Below are 16,780 nucleotides of genomic sequence, written 5' to 3' on the forward strand. Positions count from 1 at the left end.
GTTCCCGCGGACGTATCAGAAGCCGGTGCCGTGCACCTCGTGGCCCGGCTTCTCGGCGATGAGCCCGCGATAGGCCTGTTCTACCGAGGAGCCGTGGTTGATCACGGCGTCGACCTCGCGGGCGATCGGCATGGCGATGCCGTGCTTGTCGGCGAATTCCATGACGACGCTGGAGGCTTTGACGCCCTCGGCCACCTGATTCATCGCGGCGATGATCTCGTCGATCGGCTTGCCCGAGCCCAGCTGCTCACCGACGTGCCGGTTGCGGCTGCGCTGCGAGGTGCAGGTGACGATCAGGTCGCCCATCCCGGCCAGGCCGGCGAACGTGTCGCGCTGCCCGCCCAATGCCACACCCAGTTTGGACATCTCGGCGACGGCCCGGGCCATCACCATGGCGCGGGTGTTCTCGCCGATGCCCAGTGAGTAGCCCATGCCGACGGCGATCGCGTAGACGTTCTTCAACGCACCCGCCATCTCGACACCGCAGACGTCATCGGTGGTGTAGGTACGAAAACGCTTGGTGCGGAACAGGTCTGCCAGGTTGGCGGCCAGATGCTGGTCGGGCATGGCCAGCACAGCCGCGGCGGCATAACCGTCGGCGACCTCACGGGCGATGTTCGGTCCGGCCAGGATGCCGGCGGGATGTCCGGGCAGCACCTCGTCGACGATCTGGCTCATCCGCAGATTGGTGCCCTGCTCCAGGCCTTTCACCAGCGACACCACCGGCACCCACGGCCGTAGCTCCCGCGCGAGTTCGGTGAGCACCCCGCGGAATCCGTGCGAGGGCACGCCCATGACGATGACGTCGGCGCAGTTGGCGGCTTCGGAGAAATCGGTGGTGGCGCGCAGCGACTCCGGCAGGAGGACGTCATTGCCGAGGTAACGCGAGTTGCGGTGGTTGTCGTTGATGTCGGCGGCGGTCTCCTCGGCGCGCACCCATTGCAAGGTCGGTCCGCGCCGCGCGCAGATGGATGCGACGGTGGTTCCCCAGGAACCACCACCGAGCACGACGACCTTGGGTTCACGTTGCGCTGGAGCCATGGCGATCAGGGTATTGGGCAGCGCAGGAGTTCACGGGCGGTTCGGGAAGGTGAGTGCTGATCGGTGTTCATCCCGCAGCGCGCTCAGATTTTTCCTGTGGTTTGTACCGGCGGTGCAGCTGTTGTCTGGACACGCCCAGGACGTGACCGATCTCGCCCCACGAAAGACCCGCCGCGCGGGCGTTGAGCACTGCGGCGTGGTACCGCTCTTTCGCGCGGGCGAGATCGTCGCGTGCGGCGCCCAGTTCCCGCCAGCATGCGCCGGTGCTCAATTCGGCGACCACCGGGTCGGGGACCACCGGTGCAGGCGGGCCGGCGCGTTCTATCTCCAGTTCGAGCTCGGCCAAGGCGCGCCGAGCTATCTCGGACATGTCCGTCATGCAGCCAACTTCTTTCCCGTGGTCGTCATCAAATGTTGACGTTTCCGGGAAGTGTGCCGTCCACCTCTGACACGCGGTTCCACGAAGTCCGCTGAACGTTCCCCTTACGGGCGTCATCGAGTGTGACGGCCGCCAGAAGCGGGCCGCACGCAGGGTTTCGGTGAACAGCTGTCCCTGAGTCAATATCCTTCCCGCGGTCGTCATCAATTGGTGACGACCGCGGGAACTGGGCGCCCGGGTCCAGGTTGATCCTGATCGGTCAGGCAGAACGCATGGTCTTGGCCCCGATACCGGCCGCGGCCACGCAGGCCAGCGCCACCAGGGCGGCGAACCACGGGAACACCGCGGCCAGGCTCCAGTGGGTGGCGGCCCAACCGGCGAGGATGGTCGGAATGGCCATGGCGGCGTAGGCGCACAGGTAGAACGCCGACATGGTTTCGCCGCGTTGATCGGCCGGCACCACTTTGGACAGGTGCCGCAGCGATCCACCGAAGCCGAGGCCGAAGGTGGCGCCCAGCAGCGCAGCCGCGACGAACACCAGCGGCCAGGAGTGCAGGCTCAGAACCGGGATCGTCACCACCAAGGAGACGGCCATGCCGACGTCGCCGATGATCGCGGCGCGGTGTGCCGGCACCTTGGTGGCCGCCATCTGGGCCAGCGCCGCGGAAAACGCGGTGACTCCGACGACGCCGCCGGCGAACAGCAGGTTGTCGATGTGCGTCTGGTGCGCGGCCAGCGACGGGTACAGCGACAACAGCACGCCCAGCACCGACCACGAGGCCATGGCCCCCAGCGCGGCGAACCAGAAGTCCGGCTTGATCTCTTGCGGCACAGCGGGTTTGGAGAACCGGATGGGTCCGGAGGAGCGGCTGGTGTGGGTTTCCCGCAGTGCCAGCACGCCGACGCCGACGATGGCGCACACCACCGCGATCACCGCGTACGGGGTGCGCAGCGGATGCGGGGCGTACTGCGCGAGCACCGAGGAGGCGACGATGGCCACCGCGATGCCGATGTTGAAGCTGACGCCGCTGAGTTGGCCCGACCGCAGCCCATGGTGGGGACGCAGGTCCAGCAGGGCAGCGGCGGCGGCCACCACGATGGAGCCGACGGCGGCACCGTGCACGGCGCGGGCGATCAGCAGCAAGACGATGTCCTCGGCCATGAGGAACAGCACCAGGCCGACGATCAGTGCGACGAGCGCACCGAGCAGCACCGGTTTGCGGCCCACCACGTCGGAGATCCGACCGGACACCAGCACGGCCGCCAGAGCGGCGAACGCGTAGACCGCGAACACGATGGTGGTGGCCAACGGGGTGAGGTGCCAGGTCGACTCGTAGATCCCGTACAGCGGCGCGGGCAGTCCCGAGACGCCCAGCGCCACACCGCAGAGTACGAGCAGCAGGGGGTAGGCCCATCGCTGAGTTCCGGTCCCGGGCATCGGGTCGGTCGAAGCGAGCGCCATCGTCCCTCCTGGGGTAAGTTTGATGATTGTCGAACCCGGCTGAGCTTACGCCTGGTTTGATGATCATCAAACCTATTTTCTCGTGACGAGGGGCACAGCCATGGCGGAGACGGTGGTGCGTTGTCCCGTGGCGCCGGTCCACCAGGTGTTGGCGGCGCTGCAGGATCCCGTGCGGCTGGAGATGGTGCGACGGCTGCGCAACGCCGGTGAGCCGTTGCGGTGCCAGACGCTCTATGACGGCATCAACAAGTCGACGGCCACCCATCACTTCAAGATCCTGCGCGAAGCGGGCCTGACCGAGCGGGTGGTCGCCGACGGGCAGACCTACCAGCTGTTGCGTTCCGAGGACGTGGACGCCGCGGTGCCCGGCTTGTTGGAAGCCGTTGTGGGCAGCGCTAATCGGGCCCTGTCGGCTTCGTAGCCGCACTCTTGACGATCTGATCGACCAAGGCCAGTAGTCCGTCATCGGCAGCGGTCGTCTGCGGCTGGCCGCCGAGCGCGCTGTGTAGTGCGTTGAAGTAGAGGCCGTCGCCCATCAGCTTGATGGCCCGGGCGGTGTCGAGGTCACCGAGCGCCTGGTGCAGGATCTGCAGCCACTCGCGTGAGGCGGCGTCCAGAACCGAACGAGCCTGGGCGTCGCCGGCTTGCCGCAGCCGCGAGACCGCCACGATGGTGCGGTCCAGCGGCGTGCCGACATAATGCGACGAGCGGACGTAGTAACGCGCCGGCCCCTCGGGTGCGCTGCGCATCTCGGTGGCGTCCTCGGCGGCCAAGATGGTCAATCGCTCGCACAGTGCGCCGGCGAGCCGGTCCTTGGACGGAAAGTGGTAGAGCAGGCCGCCCTTGGACACCCCCGCCTTCGCGGCCACCGCTTCAAGGGTGGCGTAGCGCTCGCCCTCGGCGGCCAACAGGTCCGCGTAGGCATCGAGGATGCGGTCGCGTGCCGAGGTCATGACCTTGAGCTTAAGCGAGCCGACCGGCTACTGTACCGTCTGGACGGTATAGTCGCGCGAAGGGCTGGAGGAGCGGTGCGCACCTACGTCGAGTTGGTCAAAGTGCCCGGCGTGCTGAATGTCACTGCGTCGCAATTGTTTGCGCGGCTGCCCCTCGGAATGCTCTCGCTGGCGATCCTGCTGCACGTCCAGGAGCGCACGGGGTCTTATGCCACGGCGGGCGTGGTGGTGGCCTGCATGAGTGCCGGAGAGGCGCTCGCGATGCCGGTGACGGCTCGGCTCACCGGGCGGCTGGGGATGGTGCCGACGTTGTCGGCGGCCGCGCTGCTCAACGGTGCCGCCATGTTGGCGCTGGCGTTCGCCGGTTCCGCCCCGGCGGTGTTGATGGTCCTCGGGTTGCTCATCGGCGCCTCGGTGCCCCCGCTGATGCCGGTGGTGCGCGCGCTGTATCCGCAGCTGGTGCCGCGCGACGGGGTGCGGGCGCTGTTCGCCCTCGACACGACGGCCCAGGAACTCATCTGGGTCATCGGCCCGGTTGCGGCGACGTTCCTGGCCTCGGCGGTGTCGACGGCGTTGCCGCTGGTGGTGTCCGCCGGCATCACGGTGGGCGGAACCGGCTGGTTCCTGTTGAGCGCCAGGCGTCTTCGGCCCGAGATCCCGCGCAACACCTCGTCGTTCGGCCGCGTGCTCAAGAACCGCGCCGTCATCCTCGCTATGGTGGCCAGCCTCGCGCTGGTGGCGTCGTTCATGGCGCTGGAGGTCGGCATCGTGGCGGCGCTGGGCCGCACCGGCGTGATGGCCGGCGTGGCCATCGCGGTGGCCAGCGTCGGATCCCTGATCGGTGGGCTGGTTTTCGGGCACCGGCGCTTCGGCCTGGCCGGTCTCGTCTTCGCGCTGCTGATCGTCGCCATCGGGACGGCGCTGTTCGGGCTCACCGACGTGCTGGCGTGGCAGTTGGCGGCGCTGTTCTTCTCGGGGCTCGGCTTCGCCCCGGCGCTGTCGGCGCTGTATTTCATGGTGTCGCTGGAGATCGAGGAACAGTCGGCCACCGAGGCGTTCGGCTGGCTCAACAGTGGCGCGCTGGTCGGCGGGGCACTCGGTACCGCGATCGCCGGTGTCGCGACCGACGCCTTCGGGCTGCCCGGCGCCGTGGTGGTGTCCGTGAGCCTGGCCGCAGTCGCCGTCGTCAGCCCGCTCGTCGCGCGGGCAGCGGGACCGCTGCACGGTCTGGTCGACATGCCGCCGGAACTCGCGTCGGCAAAGGCGTGAGGGGCCTCAGCTGATCAGCGGCTTACCGCGCTCGGCGACAAGCGCACACATCGATACCTTCGAGGAAAACTCAAGCAGTGTCGGCCCGGGGGTGATGGTCGATCGGGCGCGAAGGGCTCGTTGCGCCATGACGAATTCATCCTGAGCCCAGTCTGTTTCAGAGAGTTTCGCTCTGAAGACTCTGTCTTCACGGGATCGCTCGCGGCTGCGGCCCCTTCGTGTCGGGGGGCGAGTGTCTAGGGCCCCAGGGTGAGTACCAAGCCGGCATCACGACGTCGTCCGTATGACGAATCTCCCTGACCGCCCATGATGGCGAACTTCGCGCAGGAGAAGCCCGTACGCCGTGCCCGGTTCGCTGTCGGCGCACACCAGTGCTGAGCGTGATTGCGGCCGCGAAGCCGGTTGGTGACGTATGAAGGGTGACGCACCAGTAGCTCGGTCCTCGCCCGGGGATACGTGCTCTCGAGGAGCTTGGTGGCGGATTGGCGCCACCCGAGACGGAACGTCTAGCTATTCGGCCGGGAGGTGAGGTCCTGAGTGCGTATCGAATCTCCAGCCAGCTGGATCTGTTGCCGAGGTGATCTACAGCGACATGCACGCGCACCTTCTGTTCGCTGACTCGGGCGCCTGCGGATCCGTAACGGCCTGTATTTGCCCCGGCAAAGCGCGTTTGTAGTGCTGGCCAGTAGCTGGTGAGTCGTAAACGGCCGGTATTAAGCAAATCACGGAGCCGGTGCTCGGCATATGTTCACAATCGAACGATTTATAGCTGGCCGAGTAAATCGTGAACAGTCTTTTTTGGCGAATTCCGCATTTCGTACGAATGAATCTGTTTTCGTTGATGGAAATCAGGTGAAACTGCAAGTGTTGGAGCCGCGTTTCGACGGAGCGTTTTACTGTCCTCGTGCAAACAGGGCGGTCACGGGGCTAGCGTATTGAGCTAAGCCTAAAATTCCCCTGATCTCAACGTATAGCGAGTATTGCAAAGTATTTTTCTCGGCGCGCGGGCGCTGACTCACGCCTCTAGGGCGTTGCTGGTGCAGGGAAAGATGGTCCTTTTGCCACGCTTGTGTAGTTCGCAAGCTGGTGATAGCTTTTGCGCCACGGAGATGGGAATTCGCATTGTTGTCGATCTAGCGAATTCTTCGGGTTTGGATTTCCGCGCGGTATGGGGGCCTTTATGGATTCATCGCAGCTGACGCCCTGCGTAAGCGCCCGGCGCGCCGGAAACATACGGAACCATGACGCTGACGAGGTGGGCTCCACACCTGATACGGCATCGCCGTGGCGGGCCGTCCGTCGGCCCATCGAATCGGCCGGTGGGCGCCCCTTCGGAATCGCGAGCGGCGACGGTCTGCCGGCCGAAGTCGTCAACAGAACGAGATGGCAACGGCGCTATGCCACGAATCTCGTCGTCAGCGACGTCGTCGCGGTGTCCGTAGCAATAGTGGCCGCTCAATACATGCGCTTCGGCTGGACACTCTCGCCCCCCGGTTACTCGCCGTTCTATGTGCCCGCTTTTTCGGCGGCCTTCGCACTCGGGTGGCTGGTCGCCCTCTCGGCCTTTCGGACACGTTCGTCGAGGATCATCGGTACCGGTATCGAAGAGTATCGGCGGGTGGTTGCCGCGTCGTTGTGGACCTTCGGAGCGATCGCCATCATCACGCTCTTGCTGAAGCTCGACATTGCCCGCGGTTACCTTGCAGTGGCGCTGCCGTCCGGCATGGCGCTGCTCTTGACCGGCCGTGTGGCATGGCGGCACCACGTAGGCCGGACGCGCAGACGCGGCAAATCTCAAACCTCGGTTCTGGTGGTAGGTGACCGGAGGGCGGCAGCTGCTCTGGCCGCCGAACTCTCCCGCAGCCCGGTCGATGGATATCGTGTTGTCGGAGCGAGCATTCCGGGATACGGCCCGCCGCGCGGGGAAAAACTCGATTTCGACGGCAGGTCAGTGCCGATCGTCGGCGGGGAGTTGCACGCCTTGGCGGCAATCAACTCCTGTGGCGCCGACACGGTGGCAATCGCCGGCACGGAACACTTTGGAGCCCGGGGTATCCGGCAATTGATCTGGGAGCTCGAGCCGATGGGCGTAGACCTCGTGGTCTCGACCGGGGTGATGGACTGCGCGTTGTCCCGCCTGGTCATGCGACCCTCATCAGCGCTGCCTTTGCTGTACATCGAGAAGCCGCAGTACCGGGGTGCGAAGCGCTTCTCCAAGCGAGCCTTCGACTTCTGCTTCGCTTTGACGGCTCTCATCGCCGTCTCACCTGTTCTGTTGGTCGCCGCGATCGCGATCAAGCTGACCAGCAAGGGGCCGGTGTTCTACTCCTCGGAGCGGATCGGGATACACGGTGAACCGTTCGCGATGCTCAAGCTCCGCACCATGGTCGTCGATGCGGACGCCCACCTGCCGAACTTGATGATGGCCAACGAATCTGACGGCGTGTTGTTCAAGATTCGAAACGATCCCCGGGTGACGTCAGTGGGTCGGGTGCTGCGGCGGCTCAGCATCGACGAGTTACCGCAGTTCGTCAACGTGCTGCGAAACGAGATGAGCGTTGTGGGTCCGCGTCCTCCGCTACGGCGCGAGGTCGAGGCCTACGACTACGACGTGCTGCGCAGGCTCTTGGTGAAGCCCGGCGTCAGTGGCTTGTGGCAAGTCAGCGGTCGGTCTGATCTGTCCTGGAACGACGCCGTTCGCCTTGATCTCTCTTATGTGGACAACTGGTCGATGGTGGGAGACCTCGTGATCATCGGCAAGACCTTGCGTGCAGTCCTGCTGAGCAAAGGGGCGTACTGATTGTGACTACCTGCATCCCAGAAAAGCCGAGAGGCATCATCCTTGCCGGAGGGGCCGGAACGCGCCTTCATCCGATCACGACGGGCACAAGTAAACAGCTGCTTCCCGTCTACGACAAACCGATGATCTACTATCCGCTGTCGACTCTGATGCTTGCCGGAATCCGCGACATCCTGGTCATCAGCACTCCGGAGGATTGCCCGTCATTTGCCCGTCTGCTGGGCGACGGATCGCAGTTCGGCATCTCTATCACCTATGCGGTGCAGCCCTCGCCCAAAGGCCTGGCCCAGGCTTTTGTAATAGGCAAGAGGCACATCGGGGACGGCTCGGTCGCACTGGTGCTGGGGGACAACCTATTCCACGGACCCATGCTCGGGTCGCAGCTGAATCGCTTCAATTACAGCCAAGGTGGCACCATCTTCGCCTACTGGGTCGCGGACCCACGGGCATACGGTGTGGTCGAATTCGACAGCAACCACGCGGCGGTCTCCATCGAAGAGAAGCCCAAGTCGCCCAAGTCCAACTACGCGGTGCCGGGCTTGTACTTCTACGACAACGAAGTCGTCGGTCTTGCGGCGTCCCTGCCGCTCTCAGAACGTGGCGAGTACGAGATCACCGATATCAACCGTCTCTACCTGGAGCAAGGCAAACTCTCAGTCGAGGTGCTTCCCCGCGGCACCGCGTGGCTGGACACCGGCACCTTCGACTCGTTGATCGACGCCGGCAACTATGTCCGCACCATCGAGCAGCGGCAAGGCCTCAAGATCGGCGTTCCGGAAGAAGCCGCGTGGCGGCGGGGCTTCATCACCGATGACGAATTGCGTTGCCGGGCAGAAACTTTACATAAGTCCGGATACGGCGACTATTTGCTCGGCCTTCTCGATGAGACGGAGGTGCCGTTGTAGAGAACATCGAATCTCCATCCCTCCGTCAACCAATCAAGGACCAAGCATGAAGGCTGTGATTCTGGCAGGTGGACGCGGCACCCGGATCAGTGAAGAGTCCGAGACGCGGCCGAAGCCGATGGTCGAGATCGGCGGCCAACCGATCCTCTGGCACATCATGAAGATCTACGAGCGTGCCGGCATCACGGACTTCATCGTCCTACTTGGCTACAAGGGCTACTCCATCAAAGAGTACTTCGCGAATTACCTCCTGCATTCCTCCAGCGTGAAGATCGATTTGGCCACCAACACGGTCGAGGTACTGCGCTCGACGTCGGAACGGTGGTCGATCACGTTGCTGGACACCGGTATCCACACCATGACGGGGGGACGCCTACAGCAGGCGGCTCCCTACATAGGTGACGAGACGTTCTGCTTCACCTACGGCGACGGCGTGACGGACCTCGACGTCCGGGAGGTCATCAAATTCCACCAGATGCGGCCTTCGCTCCTGACTGTCACAGCTGTACAGCCGCCGTCCCGATACGGACGTCTGGCCATTGACGGCGATCTGGCGACCTTCAAGGAAAAGCCGGTGGATGACGGTGGCTGGATCAACGGCGGCTTCTTTGTGGCTGAGCCGTCAGTTCTGGACTACATCGATGATTACCTCACGGTGTTCGAGCAGGCTCCACTGGAAAGACTCTCGTTAGAGAACCAACTCGCTGCGTACCGGCATCACGGTTACTGGTACGGCATGGACACGATGTGGGACAAGATCGTCCTCAACGGTCTCTGGGATGACGGCAAGGCGCCTTGGAAGGTCTGGAGTTGACCATGGCGCAATGCAGGTTGTGTGATCAGGAGCTCAAGCAGTCATTCTGCGATCTCGGTATGTCGCCGATGGCGAACTCCTACTTGGCCTCCGCGCAGCTTGGCCCGGAGATTTTCTACCCCTTGCATGCCTATGTGTGCTCGAACTGCCTTCTCGTCCAGCTGGTCGTGTACGAGTCGCCCGAGGAGATCTTCAGTGACTATCTGTACTTCTCATCCTATTCGGCAGTGTGGCTCGAGCATGCTCGCCAGTACGTGGAGAACATGATCGAGCGCTTCGACATGACTGGGGCGGACCAGGTGATCGAGATCGCCAGCAATGACGGCTATCTGCTGAAGAACTTCATCGCTGCAGGTATTCCGGCCCTGGGCGTCGAGCCGGCCGTCAACGTCGCGGCCGTGGCCTTGGAGGACGGTGTACCTACCGAAATCGGTTTCTTCGGAACTGATCTGGCCGCCGGGTTCTTGGCTCGAGGAATCCGCGCTGACCTGCTCATCGGCAACAACGTCCTCGCCCACGTTCCGGACCTCAACGATTTCGTGGCGGGCATGGCGATGGTGTTGGCGCCGGACGGCCGGATAACGCTGGAATTTCCGCATCTGCTCCAGCTGATCGAGAACAACCAGTTCGACACGATCTATCACGAACACTTCTCCTACTTCTCCTTGCTGACCGCCACGTCGGCGTTGGAGAAGCACGGCTTGCGAGTGTTTGACGTCGAAGAGCTGTCCACACACGGGGGTTCCCTACGGGTGTATGCATGCCGAACCGAGTCGAGCCACTACTCGACGTCAGAGCGCGTGGCTGACGTGCAGCGCAAAGAGGCAACCGCACAGCTGAACTCGCTTGGGGGTCACCTGGCCTACTCGCAGCAGGTTGAGCAGGTCAAGCACGATCTGCTGGAATTCCTGATCAACGCCAAGCGGCGGGGAGCCAGGGTGGCGGCCTACGGCGCACCGGCCAAAGGGAACACGCTGCTGAACTACTGCGGTATCCGGTCGGATCTGGTTTCCTACACCGTCGACCGTAACCCCTATAAACAGGGTCGATTCCTTCCGGGAACCCATCTACCGATCTACGACCCGGACTACCTACGGGAAGCGCGACCGGACTACGTCGTCATCCTGCCGTGGAACCTTCGTGACGAGATCATGGCCGACATGTCGTTCATCAAAGACTGGGGCGGCAGCTTCGTCGTTCCGATCCCCACCTTGGCGGTGCACGGTGCCTGACTCCAAGCGGCCCTCGGTCGCCATCATCGGAACCCGTGGCTACCCGAGTTTTTACGGCGGATTCGAGACGCTGGTCAGGCGTCTCGCACCATATTTGGCGGACCAGGGTTGGGGTGTCACGGTGTACGGCCGGGCGGGCAGCGCCGATGACCGGAACGCGGCCTGCGATCCCCGAGTCCGTCGAGTCCAGACTCCCGGTATCGAATCGAAATCGTTGAGCACGCTGTCCTATGGGCTCACGTCATCAATGCACGCGTCCAAGACCCGCCCCGACGTCGCACTGGTGATGAACGTCGCCAATGGATTCTGGTTGCCGCTGCTCAAGCAGTGTGGGATCCCGACGCTGATCAACGTGGACGGAATCGAGTGGGAACGGGCCAAGTGGGGTCGTGCGGCCAAGAGTGCCTTCATGGCCGGGGCGGCGTTGACCGCGAAATACGCTGACAGACTGGTATACGACTCCGCGGAGATAGGTCGAAGGTGGCAGGAGCGGTACGGCCGTGAGGGCGTTTACATTCCCTACGGCGCATCGGAACCCCTGATGACGACGTTCGACGATGAACTGGTTCGCCGACAATATGCGCTCATGGTCGCCCGCTTCGTTCCCGAGAATACTGTCACCGAATTCTTCAATGCAGCAACACGACTCAGCCTGCGTTGGGATATAGCGATTGTCGGGTCCAGCGGATACGGCGGTCCCATCGATGCTCAGGCGAAGGAGCTGGCCGACTCCAATGACCGGATAAAGTGGTTCGGTCACCTCAACGACGACGCGAAGTTGTTCGGGTTGTGGCAGAACGCAGGGGCTTATTTCCACGGTCACAGCGTGGGCGGCACCAATCCAGCACTCGTCCAAGCCATGGCCTGCGGAGCTCCCACCGTGGCTCGCGACACGGTGTACAACCGCGAGGTTCTCGGTGATGCGGGGCTTTTCGTCGAACCTCGCGGCGGCGCTATCGCCACCGCCATGGACCAAGTGCTCTGCGATACGACTCTGCAGAGCCGGCTCAGCGCCGCGGTGCGTGTTCGACAGCAGCATGCCTATACCTGGGACCTGGTGTGTGAAAGGTATTCCTCAACACTTGAATCGATGTCCAGTCGCAAGCTGACGCGGACAGAGCAACCGATATGAGGATTCTCGTCACTCATCCCTCGGCCGAGCTCTACGGAGCCGACCGTATGGCGTTGCTGACCGTGCAGGCGCTGGTGAGAAAAGGACACACGGTGACGACCGTGGTGCCCACGGACGGCCCACTCGTAGCGAAGATCTCCGGTACCGGCGTAGACATCGTGGTCGCCGATGTACCCGTGCTGAGAAAGTCGGCGCTCAGTCCGCTACAGGCCTTGAAGCTGATCTGGAACGTACTGGAAACTTCAAGCCACCGTGCTCGATTCCTACGTTCCGCAGACCCGGACTTGGTATATGCGAACACCATCGTCCAGCCCTGGTGGATCGTCACAGCCAAGCTGCAGCGCCGTCGGGTGGTCGTGCATGTGCGCGAGGCTGAAGCACAGTTGCCTCGGCTTGTTCGCAGACTCCTCTATGCCCCGCTTCTGTGGGCAGATCTCATTGTGTGCAACAGCGAATCGACGAAGCGAGAGATCGTCTCGGTTTTTCCGCGGTTGCAGCGAAGGGCGACGGTGATCTACAACGGTAAAGACTGGTCGGAGTATCGGGTGGATCGGCCTGAGCGTGATGCGGCCCCATGGGGCCCGGCGCGGTTGACCGTGGTGGGGCGCCTGAGTGAGCGTAAGGGTCAGGATCTGGCCGTCATCGCACTAGCCGACATCGTGTCCGCCGGGTACAACGCAAACCTCACTCTTGCGGGCAATGTCTTCCCCGGGAACGAGTGGTTCGAGACCGAATTACGGAAAACTGCATATGACCTCGGCATCGACGACCGCGTCGTCTTCCTGGGGTTCCAGGAAGACATCCGGCCCGTGCTGCGGGAAACCGACATCGCCATCGTGCCGTCCCGTATCGAACCCTTCGGTACCGTCGCCGCCGAGTGCATGGCGGCCGGCCTGTTGACGATCGTTGCCGATGTGGACGGTCTCACAGAGATCGTGGATGACGAGAAGAACGGCCTCACCTTCCGTGCCGGAAGCCGGGAATCGCTCACGCAGCGCTGCCTGTGGGCAATATCGAATCCCGATCGATCGGCGGCGCTCGCATCGATCGGCCAGCGTGATGTCAACGAGAAGTTCGGATTGGATCGTTACGAGCGCGAGATCGTGAAAGCCGTGGAATCCGTTGAGGTCAGCAAGATATGACCCAGACGCCGAACCCGCTCACCATCGCCATGGTGACCTTCAACTCACGTAACCACATCGCTGACTGTGTGAAGTGGTTCGTCGACCGGCCAGCCGATATCACCATCAGGATCAGGGACAACGGCTCGCGTGACGACACTCCCCAGATCCTCAGAAAGTTGGCTGCTGACGGTTATGTCGACGATGTCATCATGTCCGACAACGACGCCGGCTTCGCGGTCGCGGCCAACGATGTCATCGCGCGTTCCGGGAACGACGACATCCTGCTTCTGAACCCCGATGCCAGAGTCGATCTGGACACCATCGACATGATGCGGCAGGCCATCAGCGAAGATCCAACGCTGGGTATGGTCTCGCCGCTGGTGACCGGTGGCGAGGAAATCAGTGTGATGTCGGCCGGACGTCAACCTCGGCTGTGGCCTATGTTCACTCATTATTCCGGTTTGAGTAGGGCGTTTCCGCAGGTTCGCCGGCTACGAGGCCGACACCTTTTCCTCAGCCACCACTCGCACGAGGATCAATACGTCGAGTGGACTTCGGGATGCTGCTTGTACATTCCCCGGTCGACGATTGATCGAGTCGGCGCTTTGAGCGAGCGTTGGTTCCTCTATGCCGAGGACACCGAATACTGCCAACGCGTGCTCGACGCGGGCCTCAGCATCAAGGTGTTGGCGGGGGCCCACGCATACCACGAGGTGGGAGCGTCCTCGGCGCCGCCGGTTGATGAGTCGCCCGGCACCCCCGAAGAGACCATGGCAGCCGAGTTGGTCACAGCGCCGGTGAGTTCCGGTGACGATCCGTCGATCGATGTCAGCACGATGTGGGGCAAGAACCTTTACGACTACTACACAAGACAGTTCCATCCGTCGGCGGCAGGGCGATTGGCGTGGCGGATGACGTTCACCTCGGGCAACGCAGTACGCGCTTCGGTTCGTTTGGCCCGAGATCGTCAGGACCGCAGGGCGAGACATCTGATGAAAAATGCGCTTGCAGTCTGGCGCTGACGAGTCCGCGGTCACCTCGCACAGTGGCCGGCCGGGGAGTCGGAACGGGGGACGGCAGGGCGGGCCGCCGACGGCGGGTGGCCGGGACCGCAGGTTGTCGCCATCGGCGTATGTGGGTGTCGTTCTGCTCACCGGAGCCCTTGCCGTGGCTCAGTTCTACTTCCTGCCGAACAACCTCGGGGTCGGGCAATTCGGCATTCTGATTCTGGGTCTGTCGGTTCTGCAAGCGGCGCTCCAATTCTCAGACCTCGGGTCCTTGAATGCATCGCTTCGTTCAGACCTACCGGGTGATCTGCGGGAGTTGTTGCGAGAGAACGCGGTAACAATCGCATCGATTGTCTGCCTTGTCGGTATCGTTGTCTCGGTAGTCATCGGGCTCAGTGGTTTTTCCTTCGGGTACATTGCGGCTGCGGCCTTCCTGTGCGCTGTGTTGCTCATCGGTGACAGGGCGAACGCGTCGGCGGCGGTACAGAACGGCGATGAGAAGGCGGCCACCCGATACAACGTCAGTTGGCAGAATGCTCCCAAGCTGGGATCTATCGTCGGCAGTCTTGCGCACACAGCTGTAGCGGCAATGCTCGGCGCGATCTTGACGTCGCTGTTGTGCAGCAGGCCGCGGCTCCCCAGGAGGTTCAGCTGGAGGTTCTTGCGCAGCAACTCTGCGTTCTGGCTGCCCGGGCTCACGGTGGCCTTGAGTGGATTCCTTCTGACGTGGACCGACACCTACATTCTCTCGTTCGTGGCGGGAGTCGACGAGGCCGGCCAGTACCAGGCGGTGGTGCGTCCGCTCACCGGGATCACCTACATTTATCTGCCGATCGTCGCCCTGATACAGGCCGCGCACAACGCGTTCGCCCAGCGCCGCGTCAGGCTTTTGACAGTCGGCAGCATCGGGATGGGTGTGGCGGGAAGCGTGATCATCTCGACACTGCTGATCGTGCTGGGCGGAAAGATATGGCCTGATTTCAGATTCGACCCGGGCGTGGTGGCGTTCGCGGCGCTGGCGAGTTCGGGGATGTGTGCAGCAGCTGTGGTTGGCACACAGCTGGTGCTGCGTGGGCACCATCTTGCGGCCACGGTCAATTCGACCCTCGGGGCGGTGGTCCTTGTCGTGGTGTCGATCCTCACCGTCGATGCGTTGGGAGCGCTCGGAGCTGCGCTCGCGTCGGCATCGGCATGGCTGTTGGTCGCAGTACTCCACGCTGGGTTTCTTGTCTGGTCGCGACGACGAAGCGTGAAGGAGCGGGTGGCTTGAGTTTGGTGGATCGTGTGATCAAGGATTCCGGCCGGAACTACACCGTCGACACCGGGATTCCCCGTAGTTTCCTCTACGTCCAGTATCTCACTCGAGCAGTGCACTTGCTGCGGGGGCTGATAACACTGCGGCACAAAGTATTTCGCGGACCAGATGTCCAGATCATGTGCAAGCGCAACCTCGTTGCCGGGCACTTCGCCACACTGGGTGCGGGGTCCATCATCGATGCCAGCGGTACCCGCGGCGTGAACCTGGGCCGCGGCGCCAAAGTTGGCAGAAGGTCGATTGTGACAACGACCAGCCAGCTCTCGAAACGAGGGGTCGGGCTGACAATCGGCGACTACAGCGGTATCGGCGATTACGCACACATCGGGTGCAGCGGCGGCGTCACCATCGGACGTGACGTCATCGCCGGCCCCTACGTCACCTTCCATTCGCAGGAACACATCACGGATTCGCTGGACCACACCATCCGGAGCCAAGGTACCCGCGAGCTCGAGGTGGTCGTCGAGAACGACGTATGGATCGGTGCCCGCGTGACTTTCTTGGCGGGGGCGCATGTCCGCAGTGGTTCGGTAGTTGCAGCGGGAAGTGTGGTGAGAGGGGATTTTCCGCCAAATTGCATCATCGGTGGAGTTCCGGCGAAGGTGCTCAGACATCGGGAGCGGCCATGAGATCGCCCGCTTCGAACCGCACCGCCACTCTGCTCGTCGTGGGGCTGGCGTTCCTTCTCGTCTGCACCGCCGTGATCGCCTACATATTCGGGTCCCCGGAGACCACGGCATCAAACCCTTTCAAAGCCGAGGTCACGGTGGCCGAGGGTGAGCCGATGCTGGTGACCTTCGTCGGTGACTCCCTCGACCACGGCCTCTACGCCACCACCCCGTCCGATGGATTCCACCAGTTGGTAGTGGAGAACTGGCGTAAAGGTGGGCCCGTGGCCGACAATCCGCTCAATTCGCTCGGCGGCACCGCACAACGCGCCCTGCAGAACCCCGACATCCCGCGAGATCAGAATCTGTATGTCGTCGAACTGGGTACCAATGACGCCACGGAGACGAGCCACCGCGCCTTCCGGCAGGACTACGGCGAATTGCTGAACCGGATCAAGGCCGCGTCACCAGACGCCGCGCTGCTGTGTATCGGCGCCTGGCGGCCCAAAGAAGTGGCCGTGCGGTTCGACACCATCATCAAGGATCTGTGCGAGGCCCGTGGCGGTGTGTTCCGCAGCATCAGTGACATCTCGGAGAACGCGGAAATGAAGGGCCCGGAAGGACTTCCCACCTTCAACGGACCGTCGGATGCGTTTCACGCGAATAACCGGGGGCACCTGGCCGTCGCCAACCGCGTGCTGGACGCCGTCGTCGTGAACAGGCAGGGCTGATGGCCTTT

The 16,780-nt window shown here is 63.1% G+C and carries 16 protein-coding genes; 12 read left to right on the top strand and 4 right to left on the bottom strand.

All coding sequences use genetic code 11. The annotated features are described in order from the left end of the window. Window positions 1–15: 15 nt before the first annotated feature. The 3 genes from NL241_RS07285 to NL241_RS07295 all read right to left on the bottom strand — a co-directional run bounded on the left by NL241_RS07285 (window position 16) and on the right by NL241_RS07295 (window position 2,882). Window positions 16–1,041: an NAD(P)H-dependent glycerol-3-phosphate dehydrogenase gene (locus NL241_RS07285; protein ID WP_487691537.1), complete on the bottom strand. Its 1,026-nt coding sequence runs from the start codon at window positions 1,039–1,041 to the stop codon at window positions 16–18. A gap of 67 nt (window positions 1,042–1,108) precedes the next feature. Then, on the bottom strand, window positions 1,109–1,420 hold the full coding sequence (locus NL241_RS07290) for a hypothetical protein (RefSeq protein ID WP_494397168.1): 312 nt from the start codon (window positions 1,418–1,420) through the stop codon (window positions 1,109–1,111). A gap of 259 nt (window positions 1,421–1,679) precedes the next feature. Beyond that, a complete protein-coding gene (locus tag NL241_RS07295) occupies window positions 1,680–2,882 on the bottom strand; it encodes an MFS transporter (RefSeq protein WP_487691535.1) in 1,203 nt (400 codons plus the stop codon). Between the two features lie 100 nt (window positions 2,883–2,982). Here NL241_RS07295 and NL241_RS07300 point away from each other — a divergent pair, with 100 nt between their 5' ends. Continuing rightward, on the top strand, window positions 2,983–3,303 hold the full coding sequence (locus tag NL241_RS07300) for an ArsR/SmtB family transcription factor (protein ID WP_494398257.1): 321 nt from the start codon (window positions 2,983–2,985) through the stop codon (window positions 3,301–3,303). On the opposite strand, the gene NL241_RS07305 is transcribed toward NL241_RS07300, so the two are convergent. Further along, window positions 3,278–3,835: a TetR/AcrR family transcriptional regulator gene (locus tag NL241_RS07305; protein WP_494397169.1), complete on the bottom strand. Its 558-nt coding sequence runs from the start codon at window positions 3,833–3,835 to the stop codon at window positions 3,278–3,280. The genes NL241_RS07300 and NL241_RS07305 overlap by 26 nt on opposite strands. Window positions 3,836–3,910: 75 nt before the next feature. On the opposite strand from NL241_RS07305, the gene NL241_RS07310 reads away from it, so the two are divergent. The 11 genes from NL241_RS07310 (at window position 3,911) to NL241_RS07360 (ending at window position 16,772) form a co-directional block, all read left to right on the top strand. After that, window positions 3,911–5,104 carry an MFS transporter gene (locus tag NL241_RS07310; protein ID WP_494397170.1) on the top strand — a complete coding sequence of 398 codons (1,194 nt, stop codon included), beginning with the start codon at window positions 3,911–3,913 and terminating at the stop codon, window positions 5,102–5,104. A gap of 1,168 nt (window positions 5,105–6,272) precedes the next feature. Continuing rightward, on the top strand, window positions 6,273–7,904 hold the full coding sequence (locus NL241_RS07315; RefSeq protein WP_494397171.1) for a sugar transferase: 1,632 nt from the start codon (window positions 6,273–6,275) through the stop codon (window positions 7,902–7,904). 2 nt (window positions 7,905–7,906) lie between these two features. After that, the gene (gene rfbA, locus NL241_RS07320; protein ID WP_494397172.1) at window positions 7,907–8,809 is read left to right on the top strand and encodes a glucose-1-phosphate thymidylyltransferase RfbA; all 903 of its coding nucleotides are present in this window, start codon (window positions 7,907–7,909) and stop codon (window positions 8,807–8,809) included. A 46-nt stretch (window positions 8,810–8,855) separates the two neighbouring features. Next, window positions 8,856–9,623: a glucose-1-phosphate cytidylyltransferase gene (gene rfbF, locus NL241_RS07325; RefSeq protein WP_487691531.1), complete on the top strand. Its 768-nt coding sequence runs from the start codon at window positions 8,856–8,858 to the stop codon at window positions 9,621–9,623. Between the two features lie 2 nt (window positions 9,624–9,625). Beyond that, the gene (locus tag NL241_RS07330; protein WP_494397173.1) at window positions 9,626–10,855 is read left to right on the top strand and encodes a methyltransferase domain-containing protein; all 1,230 of its coding nucleotides are present in this window, start codon (window positions 9,626–9,628) and stop codon (window positions 10,853–10,855) included. Next, complete coding sequence (locus tag NL241_RS07335; RefSeq protein WP_494397174.1) at window positions 10,848–11,987, top strand: DUF1972 domain-containing protein; 1,140 nt, start codon at window positions 10,848–10,850, stop codon at window positions 11,985–11,987. The genes NL241_RS07330 and NL241_RS07335 overlap by 8 nt, the downstream gene beginning before the upstream one ends. A 47-nt stretch (window positions 11,988–12,034) precedes the next feature. After that, window positions 12,035–13,129: a glycosyltransferase family 4 protein gene (locus NL241_RS07340; RefSeq protein WP_494397175.1), complete on the top strand. Its 1,095-nt coding sequence runs from the start codon at window positions 12,035–12,037 to the stop codon at window positions 13,127–13,129. Then, a complete protein-coding gene (locus tag NL241_RS07345) occupies window positions 13,126–14,133 on the top strand; it encodes a glycosyltransferase (RefSeq protein WP_487691527.1) in 1,008 nt (335 codons plus the stop codon). The genes NL241_RS07340 and NL241_RS07345 overlap by 4 nt, the downstream gene beginning before the upstream one ends. 145 nt (window positions 14,134–14,278) lie before the next feature. Next, window positions 14,279–15,388 carry an MATE family efflux transporter gene (locus tag NL241_RS07350; protein ID WP_494397176.1) on the top strand — a complete coding sequence of 370 codons (1,110 nt, stop codon included), beginning with the start codon at window positions 14,279–14,281 and terminating at the stop codon, window positions 15,386–15,388. 5 nt (window positions 15,389–15,393) lie between these two features. Next, a complete protein-coding gene (locus NL241_RS07355) occupies window positions 15,394–16,062 on the top strand; it encodes an acyltransferase (RefSeq protein WP_487691935.1) in 669 nt (222 codons plus the stop codon). Continuing rightward, window positions 16,059–16,772 carry an SGNH/GDSL hydrolase family protein gene (locus tag NL241_RS07360; protein WP_494397177.1) on the top strand — a complete coding sequence of 238 codons (714 nt, stop codon included), beginning with the start codon at window positions 16,059–16,061 and terminating at the stop codon, window positions 16,770–16,772. Before NL241_RS07355 ends, NL241_RS07360 begins: the two co-directional genes overlap by 4 nt. Window positions 16,773–16,780 lie beyond the last annotated feature (8 nt).

It is taken from the genome of Mycolicibacterium sp. SMGY-1XX, assembly GCF_059132455.1.

Excerpts from the sequence above, each read along its gene's own strand:
- NL241_RS07290 (WP_494397168.1), bottom strand. The coding sequence starts at position 1,420 with ATGACGGACATGTCCGAGATAGCTCGGCGCGCCTTGGCCGAGCTCGAA.
- NL241_RS07360 (WP_494397177.1), top strand. The coding sequence starts at position 16,059 with ATGAGATCGCCCGCTTCGAACCGCACCGCCACTCTGCTCGTCGTGGGG.
- NL241_RS07300 (WP_494398257.1), top strand. The coding sequence starts at position 2,983 with ATGGCGGAGACGGTGGTGCGTTGTCCCGTGGCGCCGGTCCACCAGGTG.
- NL241_RS07340 (WP_494397175.1), top strand. The coding sequence starts at position 12,035 with ATGGCGTTGCTGACCGTGCAGGCGCTGGTGAGAAAAGGACACACGGTG.
- NL241_RS07315 (WP_494397171.1), top strand. The coding sequence starts at position 6,273 with ATGGGGGCCTTTATGGATTCATCGCAGCTGACGCCCTGCGTAAGCGCC.
- NL241_RS07295 (WP_487691535.1), bottom strand. The coding sequence starts at position 2,882 with ATGGCGCTCGCTTCGACCGACCCGATGCCCGGGACCGGAACTCAGCGA.
- NL241_RS07305 (WP_494397169.1), bottom strand. The coding sequence starts at position 3,835 with ATGACCTCGGCACGCGACCGCATCCTCGATGCCTACGCGGACCTGTTG.
- NL241_RS07345 (WP_487691527.1), top strand. The coding sequence starts at position 13,126 with ATGACCCAGACGCCGAACCCGCTCACCATCGCCATGGTGACCTTCAAC.
- NL241_RS07285 (WP_487691537.1), bottom strand. The coding sequence starts at position 1,041 with ATGGCTCCAGCGCAACGTGAACCCAAGGTCGTCGTGCTCGGTGGTGGT.
- NL241_RS07330 (WP_494397173.1), top strand. The coding sequence starts at position 9,626 with ATGGCGCAATGCAGGTTGTGTGATCAGGAGCTCAAGCAGTCATTCTGC.
- rfbF (WP_487691531.1), top strand. The coding sequence starts at position 8,856 with ATGAAGGCTGTGATTCTGGCAGGTGGACGCGGCACCCGGATCAGTGAA.